The following is a 20,264-nucleotide window of genomic DNA, read 5'->3' as shown; positions in this document are numbered from 1 at the left end:
AATTTCCCAACCCCGGAGCGGGTTGAACGAGTGAGTCCTCGAAACGGTATGTTCAACACCTTCAGTGTTGAGAGTAGGGTAGTTTCATCTTCCCGTAGGTTGCCACCCACAGTTATTATTGTTCAGATCTTTCAGGTCTGTTCTCTCCTTGGCGGCAGCGGGACTTCAAAAATTAGAAGTCATAGTTGGATTTTTATTTATTGCGCTGAGAAAGCGAAATAGTTTACTACAAAAGTTAATTTAGAAGCATCCAACTCTCCCTTTCTATAAAGGGGGCTAGGGGGATTTTATGAGCATATTCAATTTAAGACAAATCGATTTAGGCTGTTATTTCAGTAACTCTTTCCAGTGGCGGAACGAAGTCCAAACTGCCGGTGGCTGAGCGGAGCCGAAGCCATAGGTTAACGTGTCCATAATACCTACTCCTTCGGCTCCGCTCAGGAACCGGTTAAAGCGCTGACCGTGTGAAAAATAGGTATAAAAATGAAATTGAATTTATTACCCAGAATCAGATCAATCCTTAAAAAAAATCCATAATTCCCGCGGCTGAGCTATGTCGAAACCTGGTACTATTGCGAAATTGAATTCCGGCGGCTGAGCGGAGTCGAAGCCATAGGTTAAGGTGTTCATAATACTTACTCCTTCGGTTCCGCTCAGGAACCGGTTTCAGGTTATTGGATAGAATTGAAGTCGTCAAAGCAAGATCGTCAAAGCGAACCATTTTGGAGGGGCTGATCAGGGAAGGGGTGTGGCAATCTAAACTCCGCTTTTGGGATTTTGTTTCCTGTAAATAATAAAAAAAAAGAGTATAAAAGAAATCCTTTATTCTAATAAGGACCTTTTATACTCTTTGCATCAAATGACTAATGAAACGGAAAGTGTTGCAGCTTAAATTAGCAAACTTTTTTACTCCCAATTCAGACATTTCGTCATTTCAAATATTTACTTGGCATTGGCCAGCATGGTATTGAATATTTCCAGTTGTTCTTTCATGGCAGCTACCCTATCTGCAGGGGATGTGCGTGCTTCCAATAGAATCCAACCTTTATAATTCATGTCTGAAAACAACTTCATCAACTCTTGGTAAGGGTAATTCCCCTCATTTAACTCACGGATATGAACCGTGTCACCAAACCATTTTTTAACTGAGTTGAAGTTGGCTTCCAATCCCGGGGCCATTAAATCTTGGTCGTTAGAATTCCAGCAAACCTTCACACTTTTTTCAGTTACCTGATCAAATATAGCTTTCATATTGGGCAGTTGCTGGGTTAATTTCCCATGAACTTCCACCCGAACCAATTGTCCCAGGTCACTGGCTGTTTTTCCTACTTCGTTAAGGGATTGGGCTATTTGCGCAATGGTTTTCTCTTTGGAAACCTCTGCAGGCAATCCGTTAGGCTTTACCTTGATTCCGCTGGCACCAATGTCTTTACATAGTTGAAGATAATTTTTTGTCCCTTCGATGTTTTCTCTGACTTGAGCTTGGTCAGTATAGTGATAAGCATAGTTTGAACCATAGCCTAAACATTTTACAGGACTGTCTTTAAAGCGCTTTTTTACTTCCTTTCTTTCTTGAGCAGAAAGGCTTGTTTCTACGCCATGTGCATGTTCGGTACGTAATTCCACACCTAATAACCCGGCTTCTTCACAATTAGCCAGTAGGGTAGGGAGATCCCAGTCTTTTCCCCATTGATAGGTTACCAGGCCAAGATTCATTTTGGGTTTTTTGGCAAATACTGCAGCAGGTTCTAAAAAGGAGAGTCCTATACCTGCAGCAAGGCTTTTTTGAATAAAGCTACGCCTTGATTGATTATTATCCATTGGGATGAGTTAAGTATTAATGGTTTTTTGAATTACTTTTTAGCGTATTCATCTGCCAAAGCATTGATTTCACTTTCGCTAAGGTGTCCTGAAGTAACTATCAAACGGTATTTGAAAGTAGCTTTTTCTCCTTTTTTCAGGGAGTAGTTCAATTCATCCTTGCCATCAGAAAGTGCTTTTTGACCAAGGGTATTGGCTGAAAACAAACCATAGTCTCTGGCATGCCAGTAGGTAGGATAACCGGGGTTTTTTGGGTGATCGATGATGATAAGTGAAACATCTTCACCTTTAACTTCACTGGATAATTCCATCCACCTTGCTCGGGTTCCCCAAACATCCCCTCCTGTAATTCCTTCAGAACTTTTATAGTCGCCTTTCACGTAAGTATTGTCCATTTTGTCTACTTTGGTTGCAACTCCATGGGAATCCATTAAGGTAGTAGGTTTTTCTGATGGCAATTCAAGCTCTCGGGCAACCCTTATGGCAAACATACCTTCTTTATTATCTGTAAATTTAACCTCATCTACCAGCGCTTTTAATGTGGTGGTTCGGTCAATGATTCGAATATCTTTACCTGCAGTGAAGGTGAAAGTGGTTTTTTCTTCCAATAAAGAAGTGTTGTCCGGAGCGTTCCAAAGTGAGTTGGTTACCAAGGTGGCTTTACCATTTCCACCTTTTGCTTTTTTAATAGACTGGTGGGCAATTGCACCATAGCCATCTTTTTTTGAAGCAGGAATTGCTTCTGAATTGTTCCAGAAATCAAGTCCGTTCACATCTCCGTAATTCAACCAGATACCTACGTGATGAGGATGATCGGTTCTGTCCCCTTCTTTATTAATCATAGGATAACTTCTGGTTAGCATATTTCCGTCCGGAGAAATTACCGGCCAAAGAACGGGTTTCATCACATTGTCCGGGTAGATATATGAGGTGAAAAGCTTACCGTCCACCATTACATCTACTTTCTTCTCTGATTCGTTTACTTCAATTTCAATGGGTTCTTTGTCTTGTTGACCGAAGCTAAGAAAATTGCTACTCATCGCCATTATTGTTACTAATGCTATGTATTTCATTTGATAACTTTGTTTATATCTGAAATATTATTTTTATTCCCTTTACAAGAAAAACCTGTCAGGATAATTTTTCCTGGCAGGTTTTTCAAAAAAGGCAATCAATATTTTAATTTATGATTGTTTAAACCTTGTCTGGAACTTCAAAACCTGGTCTGTAATTACGTGTAAGCATGGCATCTGCTTCCGGATCATTGACAAAAGTCTCAGATTTTGGATTGAACGTCAATACACGATCCAATTGATAAGCTATATTTCCTAAGTGAGCCAACCCTGAAGACAGGTGAGCTGTTTCTACAGGGCCGTTTAGGATGGAAGCATCATGCTTACGAACTGCCTCAATAAAATTAGCAAAGTGACCGTCAGTTCCACCGGCTCCACGATCCATTTCTGAACCTGATTTTCCGCCATCGCTGCCTGATTTTCCAGGTGTTCTGTCTTTTCCAAGGAATGTTTGGTATTTATCGTATCCATCAACTACCAAATAACCTTTGTCACCATAGAAAATATTACCTACAGTAGCTCCATCTTCAGCATTGGTACACCATGGTCTTACTTCAAACTGAATGATTTTGTTCTCATCAGGATATTTGTACACAGATGTCAATACCTCCGGTACTGTTTTGGCATCATCCCATAGGAATTTCCCACCCATGGAAGTGATTTTAGTAGGTAGTCCTACATCCAATCCCCACATACAAAGATCTGTTTCGTGGATTCCTTGGTTACCAACATCTCCATTGCCATAATCAAAATTCCAGTGCCAGTTGTAGTGCACAAGGTTTTCTGTAAATGGAGTTTTTGGAGCCGGTCCTGTCCATAAATCATAATCCAATCCTTCTGGTACAGGAGAAAATCCTTTGTCACCAATGCTCGGTCTCCATCTAAAAACTAGTCCCCTGGCCATGTAAACATTGCCAATATAGCCATCACGGATCAGTTGAATGGCTTCCTGAACAGCAGGAGAACTTCGAAGTTGCACACCATGTTGTACGATACGATCGTATTTATGGGCTGCTTCTACCATTTTTCTACCTTCCCAAATATTATGAGACCCGGGTTTCTCCACATATACATCTTTCCCTGCTTGACAAGCCCAGATAGTAGTCAGTGCATGCCAGTGATTTGGGGAGGCAATACTGATAACATCAATGTCTTTGTCATCCATTACCCTGCGCAGATCCTGTTCAAGAACTACATCTGCATTGTATTTTTCTTTAAAGCTTTTTTGACGTTCCTTAAGAATATTCATGTCAGGATCACAAAACGTCTTGATTTGAACATTTTTTTGTGACATAAAGCCTTGGATATGGCTTTTCCCTCTACCATTTAAACCTAAAACTGCCGCATTAATCCTGTCATTGGCTCCAAATACACTTGAAGGTACAATGGTAGGTGCTATAAGGGCAGCTGAACCGGCTACTGCTGATTTCTTAATAAAGGATCTTCTTGATGATTCCTTATCCATATTCAAAATTGGTTTATTATTGAAGTTATAACTAATTAGACCCTTTAAATTAATAAATTCCCCTGACGAAATGATGACATCAGGGGAATTAATTTATTAAAGGTAACTTTTATTCACCAATGGCTCTCATAGGGTCCTCATTGGGAGCCCCTGCAGGTTGAACCACATGAACCAATGGTTCAATATTGTCTTCTGCACCATTGTAACCGGTAGTTTGGTTCAAGGTCGCATCCACATTACCTACTAGGTATGGCTGATAAACAGGCCAGTAAACATGCATAGGATCCATGGTGTATTTGGTGGTGTTATAAGTAGCCCATGGCACTTCATCTCTAAAGAAAGTGTTTTTTTCCATCATTCTGTCATAGTAAAAACTATCTGCTGAAATGGATTTTTCTATATCCGAACCTGAGATAGAGTAGGTCTTGCCATTGTAAGCCATTTTACCACTCTTGGCAAAAATCACTGAAATACGAACCAACTCATCGTGTCGGTATTCTTCACCGAATAATTCCCTGTTTCTTTCGTCGAGTACAGCACCAATTCCGTCTGTCTGAACATCAGCAACAGTATACATGTCGATTGCATTGGCTCTTTGGCGGATGGTGTTGATGTCTTCCGCTGCGCCGGCAAAATCGTCTTGCCATAAGCGTGCTTCAGCCCTTACCAAATAAGCTTCGGCAATTCTCATGATGTACATGTCCATTTTACCTCCATCTTGTCTGTCAGGCCTGTCTTGTTGATTTACAGAGTAGAATTTGTACCTCGGATAACCATACCAGCACCTGATGGTATCCTGGCAAGTTAAGTTCCCATTGTCATCATACAAACGAAGGGGCTCAAGATAATATTCACTTCCGTCTTCCAATAGAGAAGGGTTGTCGTACAAAACATCCTCCATTTCAAACCAGTTCAAGTCTTTGTGACGGTAATCTTGTTCGTCAATTTTCCCTTTAAAGTTCCAGATGTCATATTGAGAATAATTGGTAGGTCTGGCAAATCCTTGACCTCTACCCCATTTTTTCATCATTCTACCTCTTTCGTCGCTAGTAGATTGCTGTACATCAGTACCGGTTCTGGTAGTACCAGGCTCCCAAACCCCAAGGTTTGTACTTACAAAGTTTGGTCCCCATGCTCTGATTCTTGCAGATCTTCCTTGGGTACCTAAAATAAATGGTTCATTGACGACCAACCAGATTCCTTCAGGATTACTGGATTTTTGGGCACCTTTGTCCATGTGTAGGTAATTGACAGCATCTGCAGAGGCGTAACCACTTCTTCCAGGGAGAGGATTTCCTGTATTTGGGTTAACTGTATTGGCTACTTCTACTTCAGAAACATCAGATGGAATCATATCGTCTGTGAAAAGTTGTGATTCACCGCCATTGATTACATCATCCATTAATTGTTCTGCATCGGCAAAACGTAAGTTGAGCATATAGTACTTGGCCAATAGGATTCGTACAGCATCCTTAGGTGCTTGACCTATTGCAATCTGGCTTTTGGGTTTTACATGCTGTACCGCATATTCCAAATCCACAATCATTTGATCCCAAATCCCTTGCATATTAAAGGCTTTAAAATCTCTTCTTGCACCTTGGACAACGTTTAATGGGAAAGCTACATTGCCAAAGTCCATGGTCAATTGCATATAGAAGAAAGCCCTAAGAAAATAGGCAGAACCTAACAAGTGATTTCTCTCAGGATCATTGGCTCCACCGTCCCATTCCGGGATATCGATAAAATCAATTACAGTATTGGCTTTCTTGATATGGTCATAGTTGTCTGCATAAAATGACCTTGCACGACCGGCATCATTGTTTCTGCTATTTGTAGGTGTAGCGTACACACGTAAATCCACAAATGCATCCGGTTTATCAGTAGCAGAAACTACTGAGGCATCACTCATATTACTGTTGAACATCAGTTCTCTTGTGTCTCCATTCCATTGACTGAAAACCCCAAGATATGCACCATCTAGTGCAGTCTGCAATCCTGCGGGATCACTAAAGGTACTTTCTGGAATAAGAAACGACTGGGGTTCCTCATTCAGAAATTCATCACTACAGGAGAATGACAGTAATAGGAATACAGGGAATATTATTCCTTTTAATATATTTATCTTTTTCATTTTTTTCTTTTTTAAATTTGTTTTTCCAAAACTTCAAGTGTAATTGGTTTTAGAAAGTTACATCCAAACTAAATGAATAAGTTCGAGGCATTTCTCTGGCAGATTCAGGATCACCTAACTCTTTGATCCAAGGGGTGAAAACTGCTACGTTTTCAATATTTACTGCTAGTCTTACCCTATTTGCTTTTACTTTTTCCAAGATATTTTGCGGAAGGCTATAACCTACGGAAATATTTTGAAGTCTTACATAGGATTTACTCAACCATGCGCTACCACCACCTAAATTAATGGAGTTGATTCTGGCAAAGTCATTTTGCCCGTTTAGTGGAGTCCAATAAGGAATATCGTACCAGTTGTGGTTTTTGATGTACTGTTGTGAATTATTGAAAGGTTCAGAAGTCCCTCCTTTATAGCCTAGTCTGGCAAGGAATATTACACCCATATCAAAACCTTTGTATTCAAAGTCGTTTCTTAAAGTGATGTACCAAGGGTTGTTGGTTAAGCCAAGGAATACCTTGTCATCAATGTCAATGTCACCATCACCATCTTGATCTACAAACCTAAAATCACCTGGAAACAAACCATACTCTGCAGCTTCTGCTTCTTCTCCCAGTTGGTATACACCATCTAGTTCCCAATCCCAAATGATATCCTTGTTTTCACCTATAAACCATCCGTTTTGTAAATCGTCAGCTTCTTTCATTACTGTATTTCCTTCACTATCGGTAGTTTCAGTAGGGGCATTTCCTAAAGTAGTGATTTTGTTTGTCCGATAAGTAACATTAAATGCAGAAGTCCAAACAAAATTGGCAGTAGAAACATTGATGGAGTTTAATCCCAAATCAAAACCTCGGTTTTGTAAGTTGCCAATATTGGTTTTAACAGATTCAAAACCAGTTAGCTCAGGTAATTTTTGATCCAAAAGTAAATCTCTGGTTTCTGATTGATAAGCATCAAATGAACCGCTTAACCTATCACTGAAAAGCCCAAAATCTATACCTACATTAAAAGAACCTGTTCGTTCCCAAGAAAGGTTTGGATTAGCTATTCTGGTGATTTCTGTATAAGGTGTAGGAATATATCCGCCATCATAGTTTAGCATGATTCCATTATCTAATTTTGGATAAGCATTATATGCTTCCAAACCACTACTGTTTCCATTTACACCATAACTTAACCTTAATTTCAAGTAGTTAAGGGTTTTGCTCTGCATAAAGTCTTCATTACTAATGGTCCATGCAGCAGATACAGAAGGGAAATTACCATAGATGTTTTGCAAACCAAACCTAGAGTAACCATCCCTTCTGACGGACGCAGAGAAGTTGTATTTGTCGCTATAAGCATAACTTACCCTGCCCATTAATCCAGTTCTGGAATTTGTTTCGTCATAAGAAGACATGGTTGGGTTAAGTCCCAATTGCATGGCTCCATAGCCTAGAGCAGCTGTCGGTGAGAAATTGTTTGTATAAGCAACAGTTTGCCAGCTCTTACTTTGCTCAGCATTGTACAAGCCTGTAAAGTTGACCCTGTGTTCCCCAAAAGACTTGTCCCAATTTAAGGTAGTATTAGACTGCCAGGAGAAGAAATCATCGTATTGTCTCTCAGCTTTATCTACGGCCTCTTGAGGATTTCCTTTTTCATCTAGGTCAAATCTTTTATAAACATCAAACCGAGGAGTATAATCTGTCCTTAATGTAAAGTTTCCCGGTAAGTTAACAGAAGCATACAAGGTAGGATTAATCATAAACCTAGAATAACTTCTTGTATTCCAAGAAGGCGTTTGGTATGGATTACTGATGTTTGAGCCTGCAGCCTGATCAGTTAGGTTTTCTCTTGTTCTTGGCATGCCATTTTTCCATGGTTGGTCATAAGGAGAAAAAACCCTATAACTTCCACTGCCTACAGGTTCTTGACCTTCGTTTTGATAAGTAAAAGAAGCGTTTGCTCCAATGGTGAAAAACTCTGCCAAGTTGACATCCAAATTCAATCGGGAAGTGATGGTTTCAAATGATTCACCTATTTGAACGGACTCTCTGTTGCTATACCCCAAAGAGTAAAAATAAGACACCCTTTCATTTCTTCCGGAAACACTTACATCATAATCTTGTCTGACGCCTGTGTGAAACAAGAAGTCTTGCCAATCGTAAGAAACACCATTCTGGTAATTCTCAATTTCATTTTCCCAAAAACCAAAATTATTTACCCTAGCAAGATTGATTGCATTTGGGTCTGTCTCACCGGGGATACCATTAGCTGCCAACCAATCATCTTGGTATTGGGCATCAATGCTGTAATAATCCCTAAACCTGGTCCAAGGCTCGGTAATGGTATTGGTAATCGACTCATTCATATCTGTCAACCAATTCAATACGTCATCTCCTCCTTTATGGGTTTGCTGTCTTCTTGCTCCGGTTACCAGTCCAATTCTAGAACTAAAAGAAATTTGTGGTTTGCCATATTCACCTCTTTTGGTAGTGAAAATAACAACGCCATTGGTTGCTTGGGAACCATATACGGCGGCCGCACTTGCATCTTTCAAAACATCCACACTTTCAATGGTGTTTGGATTGATCTCTGCAAGGTCACCACGGAAAATTACTCCATCTAATACAATAAGTGGTTGGTTAGCCGCTCTTTCTTCTTCCTTGTCACCATCTCCATCCAAATCGGCTTTAATTGAAGCGTCTCCTCGCACATTGAAACTAGGAATATTTTTTGCACTAGTAGAGTAACCCACACTCAAACCCGGTACTGTTGTTCTTAAGATTTCAGAAACTGAGGTAGGTTTGTATTTCATTACCTCTTCGGCCTGCACGTTGATTACAGCTCCGGTAAGGTCTTTCTTCTTTTGCGTACCATAACCAATAACAACCACTTCATCCAAGGCTTGGGTACTCATGGTAAGGGTTACATCTATGGTAGATTGATTGCCAACTTCTACAGTTTGGCTTTCAAAACCAATAAATGAAATAACAATAGATGAATTGTCCGGTACGGTGAGGGTGTATTTACCGTCTAGATCGGTTGCGGTGCCTATGGAGGTTCCCGGAACAGAGACAGTGGCACCAGGAATCGGCTGGCCATTGTTGTCTAATACGGTACCTGATATCGTAACATCAAACAAGTCTGCTACTTTCGTTTTGCCTACTTTGGAAATAGAGGCAGTCGATAATGCGTTTTGTTCGATGTTTTTTAAGTTGTTGTCCAAACTTGTTTGCTGAGCCATTAAGCTCCCTGAAAACAAGCAGAACGATAAAGTCGCTAGTGATGATATCGGTTTCACCACTAGTCGCGTGAGTAGTTTTCTTTTCATAATGGATTATTGTTAATTGTTTTAGATTCAAATGGGAATCCTTACTTATATTTGGGTTTTGGGCAATTTTATTTATTTCATTGGCAAATAGTTTGGTGATGAACGGTTAAATATTTATATAAAGTAACAGATAAAAGTTTTGTTTAAAGCTTTGTTTAAGCTTTTAAGCAAATTATTTATCGTGTTTCTCTGTTTTTATACATAAAAAGACAGGTTTAACGTTCTATTTGGCTTATTTATAATTATTTTCATTATCGCATATTAAAAATTTTTTTCTCTTAAAAAAAATAATAGTTAAAATTTATATAAAAGCATTTTCGACCTTGATTTTCAAGTCAGATAAGGATAAATCTGGCCTATTTTCAAATGTAAGTATTGTCATTTTATTATTATTCATTCAAAATTGATGAGTTCATGTCATCGATATCACTTTTTGTTGATTTTTATGTCTGTTTTTGCAGGTGAAATTAATGCTGAGGTTCAGGTTTTTTGTTTGAGTATTTAGCTATGGTAAGTATGGATTGGCTTGTAGCGAATGGAGATTAATTTGGTTTATGTCTATAATACATGGGTACTTTCACAAGTGGATACTTGGTCTAGACACGGAAAATTTTGAGAATTCCTTCAGTACAGGACAGGTATTAAAATAAAATGTTCGAAGAAATCACCACCCTCCTAATAATGGAGTTAGGAGGGGGGTACTGTAGGTTTTACCAAAACCTAACACCTATGGTGGGATAGAAGGTGTTCAGGTTATTGGTGCCTACCAGACCTACTTGTATGGAAATGACCTGGCTGACTTGCCTTCTGTAGAAGGCTTTAATGGTGGTTTGGTCAAAAAGCTGGCTTTTCTCATCATTCAATAGGTAGCCAATCCCTATCATGTTTTTATTATTGGATTTCGGATTGAATAGTTCCCAACTGAATTCTGCATTCAAAAACCAATTGTGATTGACCGATACCTTGTTTTCAATTTTTTCCGGGAAAAAAACGGAATTGGTAATCGATGCTCCAATATCGAATTTTCTCCAGGATATTTTACTCCTAAACCCAATTTCGGGGGTAAAATAGCCTCCCGTATAATCTAGCCCTACAGGAAAGGTTAACTCTAGTCGGTCTGCATAAGGGACATAATTTTTTTCAATGTTGAGAAGCACCCTGTCCAGACTGGTCTGAGGGAATGCTTCGGCTAACCTATAGGTAATGGTTTTAAATTCTGGGAAATCAGTTGCCTTTTTTAGAATGGGTTTGAATTTTAATGTCAAATCCTCCGGATTGTGCTCCTCGGAATTGAATAATAACAAGAGTTTCCCTTGATTGGGCAATTCAAAAGCAAGCGAATCAGTAACCGGCCAATCTTCGTCCATCCAGTCTTGGGTGTTTTTGGGCAATTGGTTTTCTACATCCTGAGCAAGGATTTCAAATTGGATTGCGCATAGCAATGCCATTAAAGACAATTGGAGTAATCTTTTCATAACTTAAGAATTTAGAATATTAGTTTTTTGATTTATTGAATTTTACTTGTATTGTGGCCGTCGGGTAATTGACGTTTTCTACTTGTATTTTTTCTTTTCTACCAAAAGGAGAACCGCCTGATCTAGGTTTTTCCGCTTCCCAAGTGATTTTTACTTTATGGTAAGTTTTTATATTGTCTGCCATTGGCCGGTAGATACTTGCTTTGTCAATGGTGTGTTCTTTTTTTAGTTGGAACGGGCTCAATACAATTGGCGCTACCTCTATGGGTATTATTTTCTCACGTTTCAAAGGGGAAGAAATGGCCACCTTTGAAGGAGGGAGTTCATTCATTGTTATTTCTTCACTGGTCTTGGACAGTGGGTTTGAAGGTTTCCTTGTAGCCGAACCTTCAGGAGAAGTGGACACTGTTTTTTCTGTAAGCAAAGGTTTTTTTTCATCCACCTGAGCGGGAAAGAAATAAGCAATACCGGAAAAAAGCATGAACATGGCAATGGCCGCTGCGCCTAAGTAATACCAGATTACCGGCCTTTTCGGTTCCTCAAGCCTTTTTTCAATCTGTCCCCAAATCTCAGCATTAGGCTCCCTGATGGGAAGTTTTCTGCTATTTTCTTCCAGCTGTTTATCGAAGGTTTTCCTCTCTAAAATCTTATTCCAAAGCTCTGGGTTGGGGTTGTGTGTCTTCATGCCTTTAGGAGCTTAGTGATTCTACTTTTAAGTAATGATTTGGCATAATGCAACTGCGATTTTGAAGTGCTCACTGTGATACTAAGTAGGTTTGCCGTTTCCTTATGCGAATAGCCTTCCACTGTCGTGAGTAGAAAAACAGCCTTGGCACCTGAAGGAAGACTTAGTATGGCCTGATCCAAAATTTCTGCATCAAACCAAGAGTCGAAAGCTTCGGTGGTCTCCATATTTTGATTTTCTACCGGTTCAAAATAGATTCTCTTTTTGCTACAGTGTATCGCTTTGCGTACGGCTATGGTCTTCATCCATGAGATTAAGGCTTCAGGGTTTTTTAGTTTTCGAATGTTTTGAAAAACTTCTACATATACCTCTTGTAAGATGTCATGCGCCTCTTCCTCATTACCGATTATTCTGTAGCAAGTTGAGTACAACATGCCTTTGGTCATTTCAAATAACTGAAACTGAGCATTTCGATCATTTTGGTTGATCTTTTTTATTAGTGTCGCATCTGGCTTTGGTATACTCATTTTTCGTCCGTATGTATAAAAGAGTCAGAAACCCGGCAAAAGGTTGGAAACGGAAGGTAAAATATTTTATAATATTATTCTGAGAAGAATCAAGTTAACATTTTTCCCCTGAGGGTTCATTAACAAGGCTTTATAAAGTATCTTTTTTCAGAAAAAAGAACTTGTTTTTCGTATCACTGTTCAACCCCATCCGGGGTTGTGGTAAAGGTAGGTAACAGCTTTTCCGTGAGTTGCCACTCACGGTTATTATAGTTCAGGTCCTTCAGACCTGGGATTTGTGAGGTAATTGATGCTAACGCAATAGTTTTACAAACAAATTCAATCTTACGAATTCAAAGAAGCCTATAGGGCTTTAACAACAATAGCCATGGGTGCATACCCATGGACGGCCAATACTCGATTAATTCCTCAACCCCAACGGGGGTTGAGCAGGGTTCTTTCAATTTTTTAAAGTAACAGATGGTCTTCCGGATGTACTTTTTTTGATAATAAGGACTAGATGCAATCTACTCCTAGTAGGGTATAACTTATTGACCTAGACTGAGTGTAGGTACTATCATAATAAACAAGAAGTATCAGAAATTTTTTATCTTTACGGTACCGGAGAGGAAGCATACAGTGATCGTTCACTTGGATGTTTACCTTGTGTAGTGCCGACTTGATCGGCACTACTTTTTTCAGCTTTTTCAAAGCTGACCGGAGAGGAAAACACCAGCTCCTGTTCTATGGATATTTTTGGTTGAAAGTTTTCTTCAAAGGATGTGTTATTTTTCCATAAAGCAAATAGCGTGGTTAATATTTTCTTTTGAACAGCCACATAGCTTTTCATTTTCAAACCATGCTTTTCGAAAGTTCTACTGAAAAGATTGCAAAAAGGGTTGACTTGATAAGTGACAGCTTGGAATGCTGGCATAAACATCGCCCGTCTGATTCTTGAATTACCTTTTTTGGAAATTTTAGTTTTTCCGTTGTGTTTTCCTGATTGGTTTTCAACTACATCGTATCCTGAATAACTTACAAGCTGCTTTGAATTTTCGAACAACTCAAATCCATTGGTTTCGGCTAATACTATGGCTACAGTCAAAATCCCAACACCTTTAATTGAGCTGAGGTGTTGGACTTTTAACCATATTTCTTTCTCGCACTGGAGGTGTCTGTTGATTCCTTCCTCAAGCTGCTCAAGCTGTTTATCGATCATTTTGATCATTTTTTCCAATTGCTTCTCCACTGCCTTTGAAGGATACATGCAGTTTTTCATTGCATGAAGCTGATTTTTAGAAACTGTCTTTTGCTCCTGCAAGCTTTGATGGTGTCTAGTCATTGCTCTAAGCTCATAGAAAAATTTACCGAAAGGTGACCAATTACCTAGGCATTGCTCTGCTCCCATCTGCGCCAGTCCTTTTGCATCAATACTGTCATTTTTAGACTTGTTACCCAACGACCTGAGATAATTCTTTGCTTTATTAGGTAAGACTACAGACACTGCATATCCCGTTTCAAAAAGATTTAAAGCACATGACTCATGGTAATTCCCTGTCGCTTCCATGCAGATCACCAAAGGAATTTCTACTTCTTTTTTATTTTTTCTGATCCAAGTATCCATGGATTTGAAACCAGCTTTCGAATTGGAAAAGGTCTGAGTTGACTTTATCGTAACTTTTTGGCTGGTGTCTATACATGACAAACAGCCATTGATGAATTTACTGGAAATATCCAGCCCGACAGAATATTTTAACATGGGTTTTAAGGTTAAAAAAACAGGTTCCCCTCTTAATCTTTACTCATAGTTATGGAACATTGAAGGATTCCTTCATGCTTGGGTACTATTCAGACTCTAAGAGGAAAAATAAAGGTGTGCTTCCTACACCACAGTATCAGCATGGCTGTACTTAGTTTGCAAATCTGGCTACACCTTTATTCTGTTTTTGGTTCAGTTTAAAGATATGAGTTTGCAACTAAACTCAAATATTCGGCACTATTTGAAATTGGAAAAGTAGATTCAATCAATTCCTAGTGTAGTTGTGGGCAAAAGTGAACTTGTTTTTCGCAACACTGTTCAACCCCATCGGGGTTGTGGTAAAGGTAGGTAACAGCTTTTCCTTGAGTTGCCACTCACGATTATTATTGTTCAGGTTCTTCAGACCTGGGATTTGTGAGATAATTGATGCTAACACAATCGTTTTTCCAACAAGTCCAGTCTCACGAAACCAATGAAGCCTAAAGGGCTTCAACAACAATAGCCATGGGTGCAAACCCATGGATGGAGAATGCTCGATCAAATCCTCAACCCCGGCGCGGGTTGAACAGGGTTTTTTCAATTATTTTTTTGGTATGGGCACTACCTGAGTTGTAAATCCTATATTAAAAATACTCTCGGTCTATAATTCTTTTGTTTCCCTTAAAATCAAAAACTTCCAATCTGTTTACCTCTTCTGGTAAGGCTACTTTTCTACTTGATTGGGAAAGAAAACCTGAACCATAATAAAATTCATGTTTGCCGACTAAGCCTTTTTCACTATACATAAACATATAACTATCTTGGGGAGCCGGAGCAAACACGGGCCAATTTAATGATGTATCATGATGAGTAAAAACCCTTAGACTATCCCTATTTTGGGAGGAGACGTATAAAGGGACACCACTTTCTCTTGTTATTTTTACCAAAGCTTTGGCATCTCTGGGCACAATAAACCCACTCTCTACAGCGGATTTAACTTCAAATTGTCCACTTCCACTTCCCTTAAGCCAGAGGCCAACTGAGGCGTCATATCTTCCTGCAAAAACTTCATTGCCGTAATTATTCCCAACAAGTAAAATGTCCAGATTTCCATCCCTATCAACATCAGTAGGTACCATCCCATTTATTGGGGCTATCTGGGCTTGGATGGGTAGTTCCTGAACTCGGAATTTACCTCCTTTAAGGTTCTCTATATAACTGCTTTCCATCCAATTGGCTTCCAGTTTTATAGCGTCTTCTAATTCTTCCGGTTCAAAAACTTCATCCAGACCTGAATTTCCATAATCCTTAAAGTTGCTAAATCGCTTCCTGAAAATGGGGCTCTGTCCGTAGAGGTCATTCCAGAAATGTACAGGGAAAGGTTTGAAAGTGCCTTTCTGGTCTTTGAAATAGGCAAAAAGGACCGGGTCAATGCTCTGGTTTTTATCAAAATCTTTGGCGTAGAGGGTAAGTGGTTTGGACGGTGAAACACCATAAAAGTTATTTTTCCCCAAATTGCCTACCACATAATCGGTATCCCCATCTCTGTCAAAATCACCTGCAATTATACTGTTCCACCAACCTGTATGATTTTCCAAACCGGAACCTTCTATTTTTTGTAGGGAATTTCCTGTATGCTTAAAAACCTCAATGTTCATAAATTCTCCAACCACCATTAGGTCAATCAGTCCATCGTTGTCAATATCTGTCCATAGGGCATCGGTAACCATCCCTATGTCTTTTAGCCCGGGGGCTAAATCATCCGTGACATCAATAAAACCATTGCCTGTATTTTTCAATAAAAAGCATTCTCCGGGAAGTGGGTATTGTCCTTGGGCAGATCTTCCTCCAACAAATAGGTCAAGAAAACCATCTGCATCCATATCGGCAGCCCTGACCACAGTGCCAGAAACATGCATTTCGGGCAATGCATTTTCGAGAAGTTTAAAATTACCCTCTCCATCATTTATATAAAGCATATCCTGATAAACGGCTTCTCCTACTGCATATTCATTGCTACCACTGACCACATATAAATCCAAGTCACCATCATTGTCCATGTCGAAGAGCGATAAACCCATGTCTTCAGCGAGATTCTCTTCAGGATTAAAGGAAGGCTTTAGTTCAAAGTATGTCGCATCAGATTGCAAGAAAGCCTTTCGGTTGTAACCTGCCGCACCTCCAATTATCAAATCCTCCTGCCCATTTCCATTGATGTCTCCTACTGCCATACCAGGTCCAAATTGAGACAGTTTATGAGGTAAAGTTCTTTGTAGATTAAAATCTATTTTATCCCTTTCCTGATGTTTGTAAAGTGGGCCTGATTGCTGACTTATTTCTTCCAGTATCGGATTTTTTTTCGATGCAGCAAAGGGAAAGGCAAGTGCTTTGGGATCAATAGCTTTTGCCTGACGTATATCTACTGTTATCACTTGATTGACAGCGGGGTTTTCAATAGTTTCCAGCCTTTGATCTGGCCATAGAACTTCAAGACTGGCTATTTGATCTTTGTCTCCCAAACCAAAATGTACAAGATCCTCAACGGAGGACATGTATCCCCTGCCTATATATTGTTCATTGTAAAGAATGCTTCCATCTGCAAAAGTTAATTTAATTTTTGCGCCGATGCCACTAGGGTTTTGCGCTGTACCGGTCAATTTCACCCTTAGGTAATGGGGTGTCTTTTCAGAAGGCCTATTATTGAGCTGATTCTCAAAAATAAAGGCTTCTTGGTTGATATTGTTGACCACATAATCTAAATCCCCGTCCTGATCAAGGTCTACATAAGCCGCACCATTTGAAAATGATGGAATATCGAGCCCCCAGTTTTCACTTTCACCGGAAAAAGTTAGGTCACCGTTATTTTTAAAACCGTAATTAGGGATTTTCACAACAGGTATGGCATTCAATAACTTTTCTGTGCTAGCAGTATTTCCCATGTCATTCCGGAAATTGGTGAAATCCTTATCTGTGATATCTCTTGGATAACCATTGGTTACGAGCAAATCCCTGTGCCCATCGTTGTCCACATCTACCAATAGTGGAGACCAGCTCCAGTCGGTTTGGTGAATGCCGGCCATAAATCCAATTTCACTGAAAGGCAATCCATGTCCGTTGTTTAAATGTAGCATGTTGCGGATATACTGATATTGATATCCCCATTTTTCGTTGTTTATGTATTTCTGATAAGTATTTTGACTTATGGTCGTTTTCATTCTGAAATTGCTTTCGGCAAGCATATCCAAGGTTACTATGTCCTGCAAGCCATCGTTATTGATGTCTGCAATGTCCACACCCATGGAAAAGTGACTTTGGTGGCGGATATATTCCTCAATTTGGTTGGTAAAAGTTCCGTCTCCATTATTTAGATACAAAATATCATTAGAAAGGTAATCGTTACTGATATAAATATCCGACCATCCGTCTGCATTGAAATCAGAGATGGCCAATCCTAAGCCATAACCTTCCAATTTGATCCCTGCTTCCAAAGTCACATCGGTAAAAGTTCCATCTCCATTGTTTCGATACAACCTGTCATTGTTTCCAGCAGATCCATCCGTGATTTTGTCCCTGAAAACACCCGGAAGGGCGGTAACCAATATGTTGTTCAGCACATAAAGGTCTAAATGTCCATCGTTGTTATAATCAAAAAATGTGGCCGACATGCTGTACCCCATGTCATTGAGCCCATAAGATGCTGCCATCTCCTTAAAAATGGGTATTCCATTGTTATCCAGCCCTTGATTTACAAAAAGCATATTTGCCCTTTCCAAGGAATCCTTTTTTATTGCCGAGGTAACATAGATGTCCATCCACCCATCTTCATTAATATCCACTACCGCCACTCCCGTACTCCATCGATCTGCCGCAGCCATACCTGAAATATCAGTCACATCCCGAAATTTCATGCTTCCTTCGTTGAGGTACAACTTGTTGTTTACTTCATTTCCGGAGAAGAACAGGTCAGGTAAGCCATCATTGTTGAAATCTCCTACTCCTACTCCGGCACCATTGAAAATAAACTCTTCGGTTATGATGTTAAAGGAGTCTGTTTCCTGAATTATATTTGCAAAGTCAATGCCGGTAGATTCTGGTGCCAATTTTAAAAATAAAGTTTCTTTTTCTTTATTACAGGCAAAAAGAGATGAAAGCAATAGCAGGAAAATTAAGGGTTTTATTAATTGCTTTTTTGTAAAAACAGGTTTCATAAAGTGAAATTATAGCTGAACAGCAAATCCTACTGTTGGTTAAAATGGTAAATGACAATGAAATCTACAATCGAATAATATGAATTAAAAACTTTTTTAGTAATGTCAGTAGGCAAATTGAAACATTTTGAAAGTCTTTTGATGATGGGTAAAGTGGATGGCTCAATGTTAAAAAAAATAATTATGGTTGAAGGCCTACCTGTGCTGTAGGAGTATTCATTAATTTGGTTTAGACCGGGGTTCAGTTTAATGTAAAAAAGAGCCACAATCGATGTGGCTCTTTTATTATTCACTTTAAATTTGATCAATAACCTGTGTTTTGATCTGCATTGCTCAAAGCAGAGTTATTGTCTATTTCTACCAAAGGAATGGGAAGAAGGTCATTTTTGTCCTGGAAACCATTAATGGGTTCTGAAGGCAAGACCCCTTGTCTTCGCCATCTTCTGATGTCTCTATTTCTAATTTGCTCACCGGCCAATTCAACTCTTCTCTCATGCATGATGGCTAGCCTCATCTCCTCTTTACTTCCGGTAGGGTAGAGGTTAGTAGGGTAAAGCGGCATGTCCACATCTGCCCTTTCTCTAGTGCTATTAATATAGGGTAGGGCTGCTGCCGGGCCGGCCAATTCATTTTCAACTTCAGCCATCATTAATAACACATCAGCGTACCGAATAACCCTAAAGTTTATTCCGGATTGTACATCTTCATTTTCCCTTTTATAAATCATTTGGTATTTTCTCCAACTAGGACTTTCTGTATCACCTTGGACTTTTTCTTCGGTAAGTACACTTTGACCATTGTTATAGGAGTCGCCGATTCTGTAGAAATTGTACGACCCACGAGGGTCATCCTTTGCTGCACCATTCTCAACAGTCTCGAATTCGTTTACCAATGATTCGGAAGGAATAACATTTCTCCATGCGGTAGGGCCGTATTCCTGTCCACGAAAGGTGACTTCTGCAATGTTACTTCCATCACCATTCCATCCTCCTGCATTACCGAATTCTTCTGAAAATTGTACCTCCCAGACAGATTCATTATTGTTTTCATTCTCCTCTTCAAAGTTGTCCATGTATCTATCAACCAGGGTGTATTCTCCTGAGTTTATAACTTCCAAGAGAAAAGGCCTTGCAGCTGCAAAATCCGCTCTGAAAAGATGAGCTTTGGCAGCCAAAGCCTGAGCGGCACCCTTTGTAGCTCTTCCCACACTTTCACCACTATAGGCGCTTTTCAGGGGTAGTCGATTGATCGCTTCTTGTAGGTCACTAAAGATAATGTTGTATACTTCGTTTTCAGGTGATCTTTGTAAACCATCCGGAGATGTGGCTGAAGAAGTCATCAATGGGATTGGACCCCATAAACTAACCAATTCAAAATTGGCCAATGCTCTAAGAAAATAAGCTTCACCGATTACCCGGTTTCTTAAATCCTCAGTGATTTCATCTACGGCATTGTCGGCATTTTCTAAAACCAAATTGGCCCTATGGACCACCCTATACCAACCTCTCCAATTGGAATTAATTACCGAGTTGGAAGCATCAAAGACATGATTCAATACCTGAGCTCTTTGGGCTTCTAGTTGTGGACCACCTGATTGGCAATCATCAGAAAGCAAATCCTGTAAAAAGAAGTATTCTCTATTGTAAAGGTTATTTGCCTGAATGCTGGAATATACAGCATTGACTGCAGCTTCTAATTGGGGGCCTGTTCTGTAAAACGTTTCAATCCCTAATTGATTGGGGTTTGCCGGATTCAGTTTATCTTCATTGCAAGATACAAATCCCATAAAAAGAAATAAAGCACTTAAAATATATCTCGTTTTCATATTGTTTATCGTTAATTAGGTTTG

Annotated in this window: 11 protein-coding genes; all 11 read right to left on the bottom strand. The window is 39.5% G+C overall.

What is annotated here, in order from left to right:
• Positions 1–942: 942 nt before the first annotated feature.
• Complete coding sequence (locus Q4534_RS23015) at positions 943–1,821, bottom strand: sugar phosphate isomerase/epimerase (protein ID WP_303615512.1); 879 nt, start codon at positions 1,819–1,821, stop codon at positions 943–945.
• A gap of 32 nt (positions 1,822–1,853) precedes the next feature.
• On the bottom strand, positions 1,854–2,894 hold the full coding sequence (locus Q4534_RS23010; protein WP_303615511.1) for a PmoA family protein: 1,041 nt from the start codon (positions 2,892–2,894) through the stop codon (positions 1,854–1,856).
• Between the two features lie 121 nt (positions 2,895–3,015).
• Complete coding sequence (locus Q4534_RS23005; RefSeq protein WP_303615510.1) at positions 3,016–4,359, bottom strand: Gfo/Idh/MocA family protein; 1,344 nt, start codon at positions 4,357–4,359, stop codon at positions 3,016–3,018.
• Between the two features lie 109 nt (positions 4,360–4,468).
• Positions 4,469–6,490, bottom strand: a complete 2,022-nt coding sequence (locus Q4534_RS23000) for a RagB/SusD family nutrient uptake outer membrane protein (RefSeq protein WP_303615509.1) — start codon at positions 6,488–6,490, stop codon at positions 4,469–4,471.
• 49 nt (positions 6,491–6,539) lie between these two features.
• Entirely contained in the window at positions 6,540–9,803 is a 3,264-nt protein-coding gene (locus Q4534_RS22995) for a SusC/RagA family TonB-linked outer membrane protein (protein ID WP_303615508.1), read from the bottom strand.
• 710 nt (positions 9,804–10,513) lie between these two features.
• A complete protein-coding gene (locus tag Q4534_RS22990; RefSeq protein ID WP_303615507.1) occupies positions 10,514–11,278 on the bottom strand; it encodes a hypothetical protein in 765 nt (254 codons plus the stop codon).
• 19 nt (positions 11,279–11,297) lie between these two features.
• Positions 11,298–11,963 carry a hypothetical protein gene (locus Q4534_RS22985; RefSeq protein WP_303615506.1) on the bottom strand — a complete coding sequence of 222 codons (666 nt, stop codon included), beginning with the start codon at positions 11,961–11,963 and terminating at the stop codon, positions 11,298–11,300.
• Positions 11,960–12,490: an RNA polymerase sigma factor gene (locus Q4534_RS22980; RefSeq protein ID WP_303615505.1), complete on the bottom strand. Its 531-nt coding sequence runs from the start codon at positions 12,488–12,490 to the stop codon at positions 11,960–11,962. The genes Q4534_RS22985 and Q4534_RS22980 overlap by 4 nt, the downstream gene beginning before the upstream one ends.
• A gap of 592 nt (positions 12,491–13,082) precedes the next feature.
• Positions 13,083–14,228 (bottom strand): IS110 family transposase, encoded by a 1,146-nt coding sequence (locus tag Q4534_RS22975; protein WP_303615504.1) that lies wholly within the window; start codon positions 14,226–14,228, stop codon positions 13,083–13,085.
• A 623-nt stretch (positions 14,229–14,851) separates the two neighbouring features.
• Complete coding sequence (locus Q4534_RS22970) at positions 14,852–18,415, bottom strand: VCBS repeat-containing protein (RefSeq protein WP_303615503.1); 3,564 nt, start codon at positions 18,413–18,415, stop codon at positions 14,852–14,854.
• 304 nt (positions 18,416–18,719) lie between these two features.
• On the bottom strand, positions 18,720–20,240 hold the full coding sequence (locus tag Q4534_RS22965) for a RagB/SusD family nutrient uptake outer membrane protein (protein WP_303615502.1): 1,521 nt from the start codon (positions 20,238–20,240) through the stop codon (positions 18,720–18,722).
• Positions 20,241–20,264 lie beyond the last annotated feature (24 nt).

Origin of the sequence: Cyclobacterium sp. 1_MG-2023, from assembly GCF_030546805.1 — a bacterium.
Taxonomy (GTDB): domain Bacteria; phylum Bacteroidota; class Bacteroidia; order Cytophagales; family Cyclobacteriaceae; genus Cyclobacterium.
The sequence above is the reverse complement of the archived record's forward strand: the minus strand, read 5'-3'. Positions and strand labels throughout refer to the sequence as shown.

Bases quoted from the DNA above. Each gene is read 5' to 3' on its own strand.
- Q4534_RS23015 (WP_303615512.1), bottom strand. From the start codon at position 1,821: ATGGATAATAATCAATCAAGGCGTAGCTTTATTCAAAAAAGCCTTGCT.
- Q4534_RS23010 (WP_303615511.1), bottom strand. From the start codon at position 2,894: ATGAAATACATAGCATTAGTAACAATAATGGCGATGAGTAGCAATTTT.
- Q4534_RS23005 (WP_303615510.1), bottom strand. From the start codon at position 4,359: ATGGATAAGGAATCATCAAGAAGATCCTTTATTAAGAAATCAGCAGTA.
- Q4534_RS23000 (WP_303615509.1), bottom strand. From the start codon at position 6,490: ATGAAAAAGATAAATATATTAAAAGGAATAATATTCCCTGTATTCCTA.
- Q4534_RS22995 (WP_303615508.1), bottom strand. From the start codon at position 9,803: ATGAAAAGAAAACTACTCACGCGACTAGTGGTGAAACCGATATCATCA.
- Q4534_RS22990 (WP_303615507.1), bottom strand. From the start codon at position 11,278: ATGAAAAGATTACTCCAATTGTCTTTAATGGCATTGCTATGCGCAATC.
- Q4534_RS22985 (WP_303615506.1), bottom strand. From the start codon at position 11,963: ATGAAGACACACAACCCCAACCCAGAGCTTTGGAATAAGATTTTAGAG.
- Q4534_RS22980 (WP_303615505.1), bottom strand. From the start codon at position 12,490: ATGAGTATACCAAAGCCAGATGCGACACTAATAAAAAAGATCAACCAA.
- Q4534_RS22975 (WP_303615504.1), bottom strand. From the start codon at position 14,228: ATGTTAAAATATTCTGTCGGGCTGGATATTTCCAGTAAATTCATCAAT.
- Q4534_RS22970 (WP_303615503.1), bottom strand. From the start codon at position 18,415: ATGAAACCTGTTTTTACAAAAAAGCAATTAATAAAACCCTTAATTTTC.
- Q4534_RS22965 (WP_303615502.1), bottom strand. From the start codon at position 20,240: ATGAAAACGAGATATATTTTAAGTGCTTTATTTCTTTTTATGGGATTT.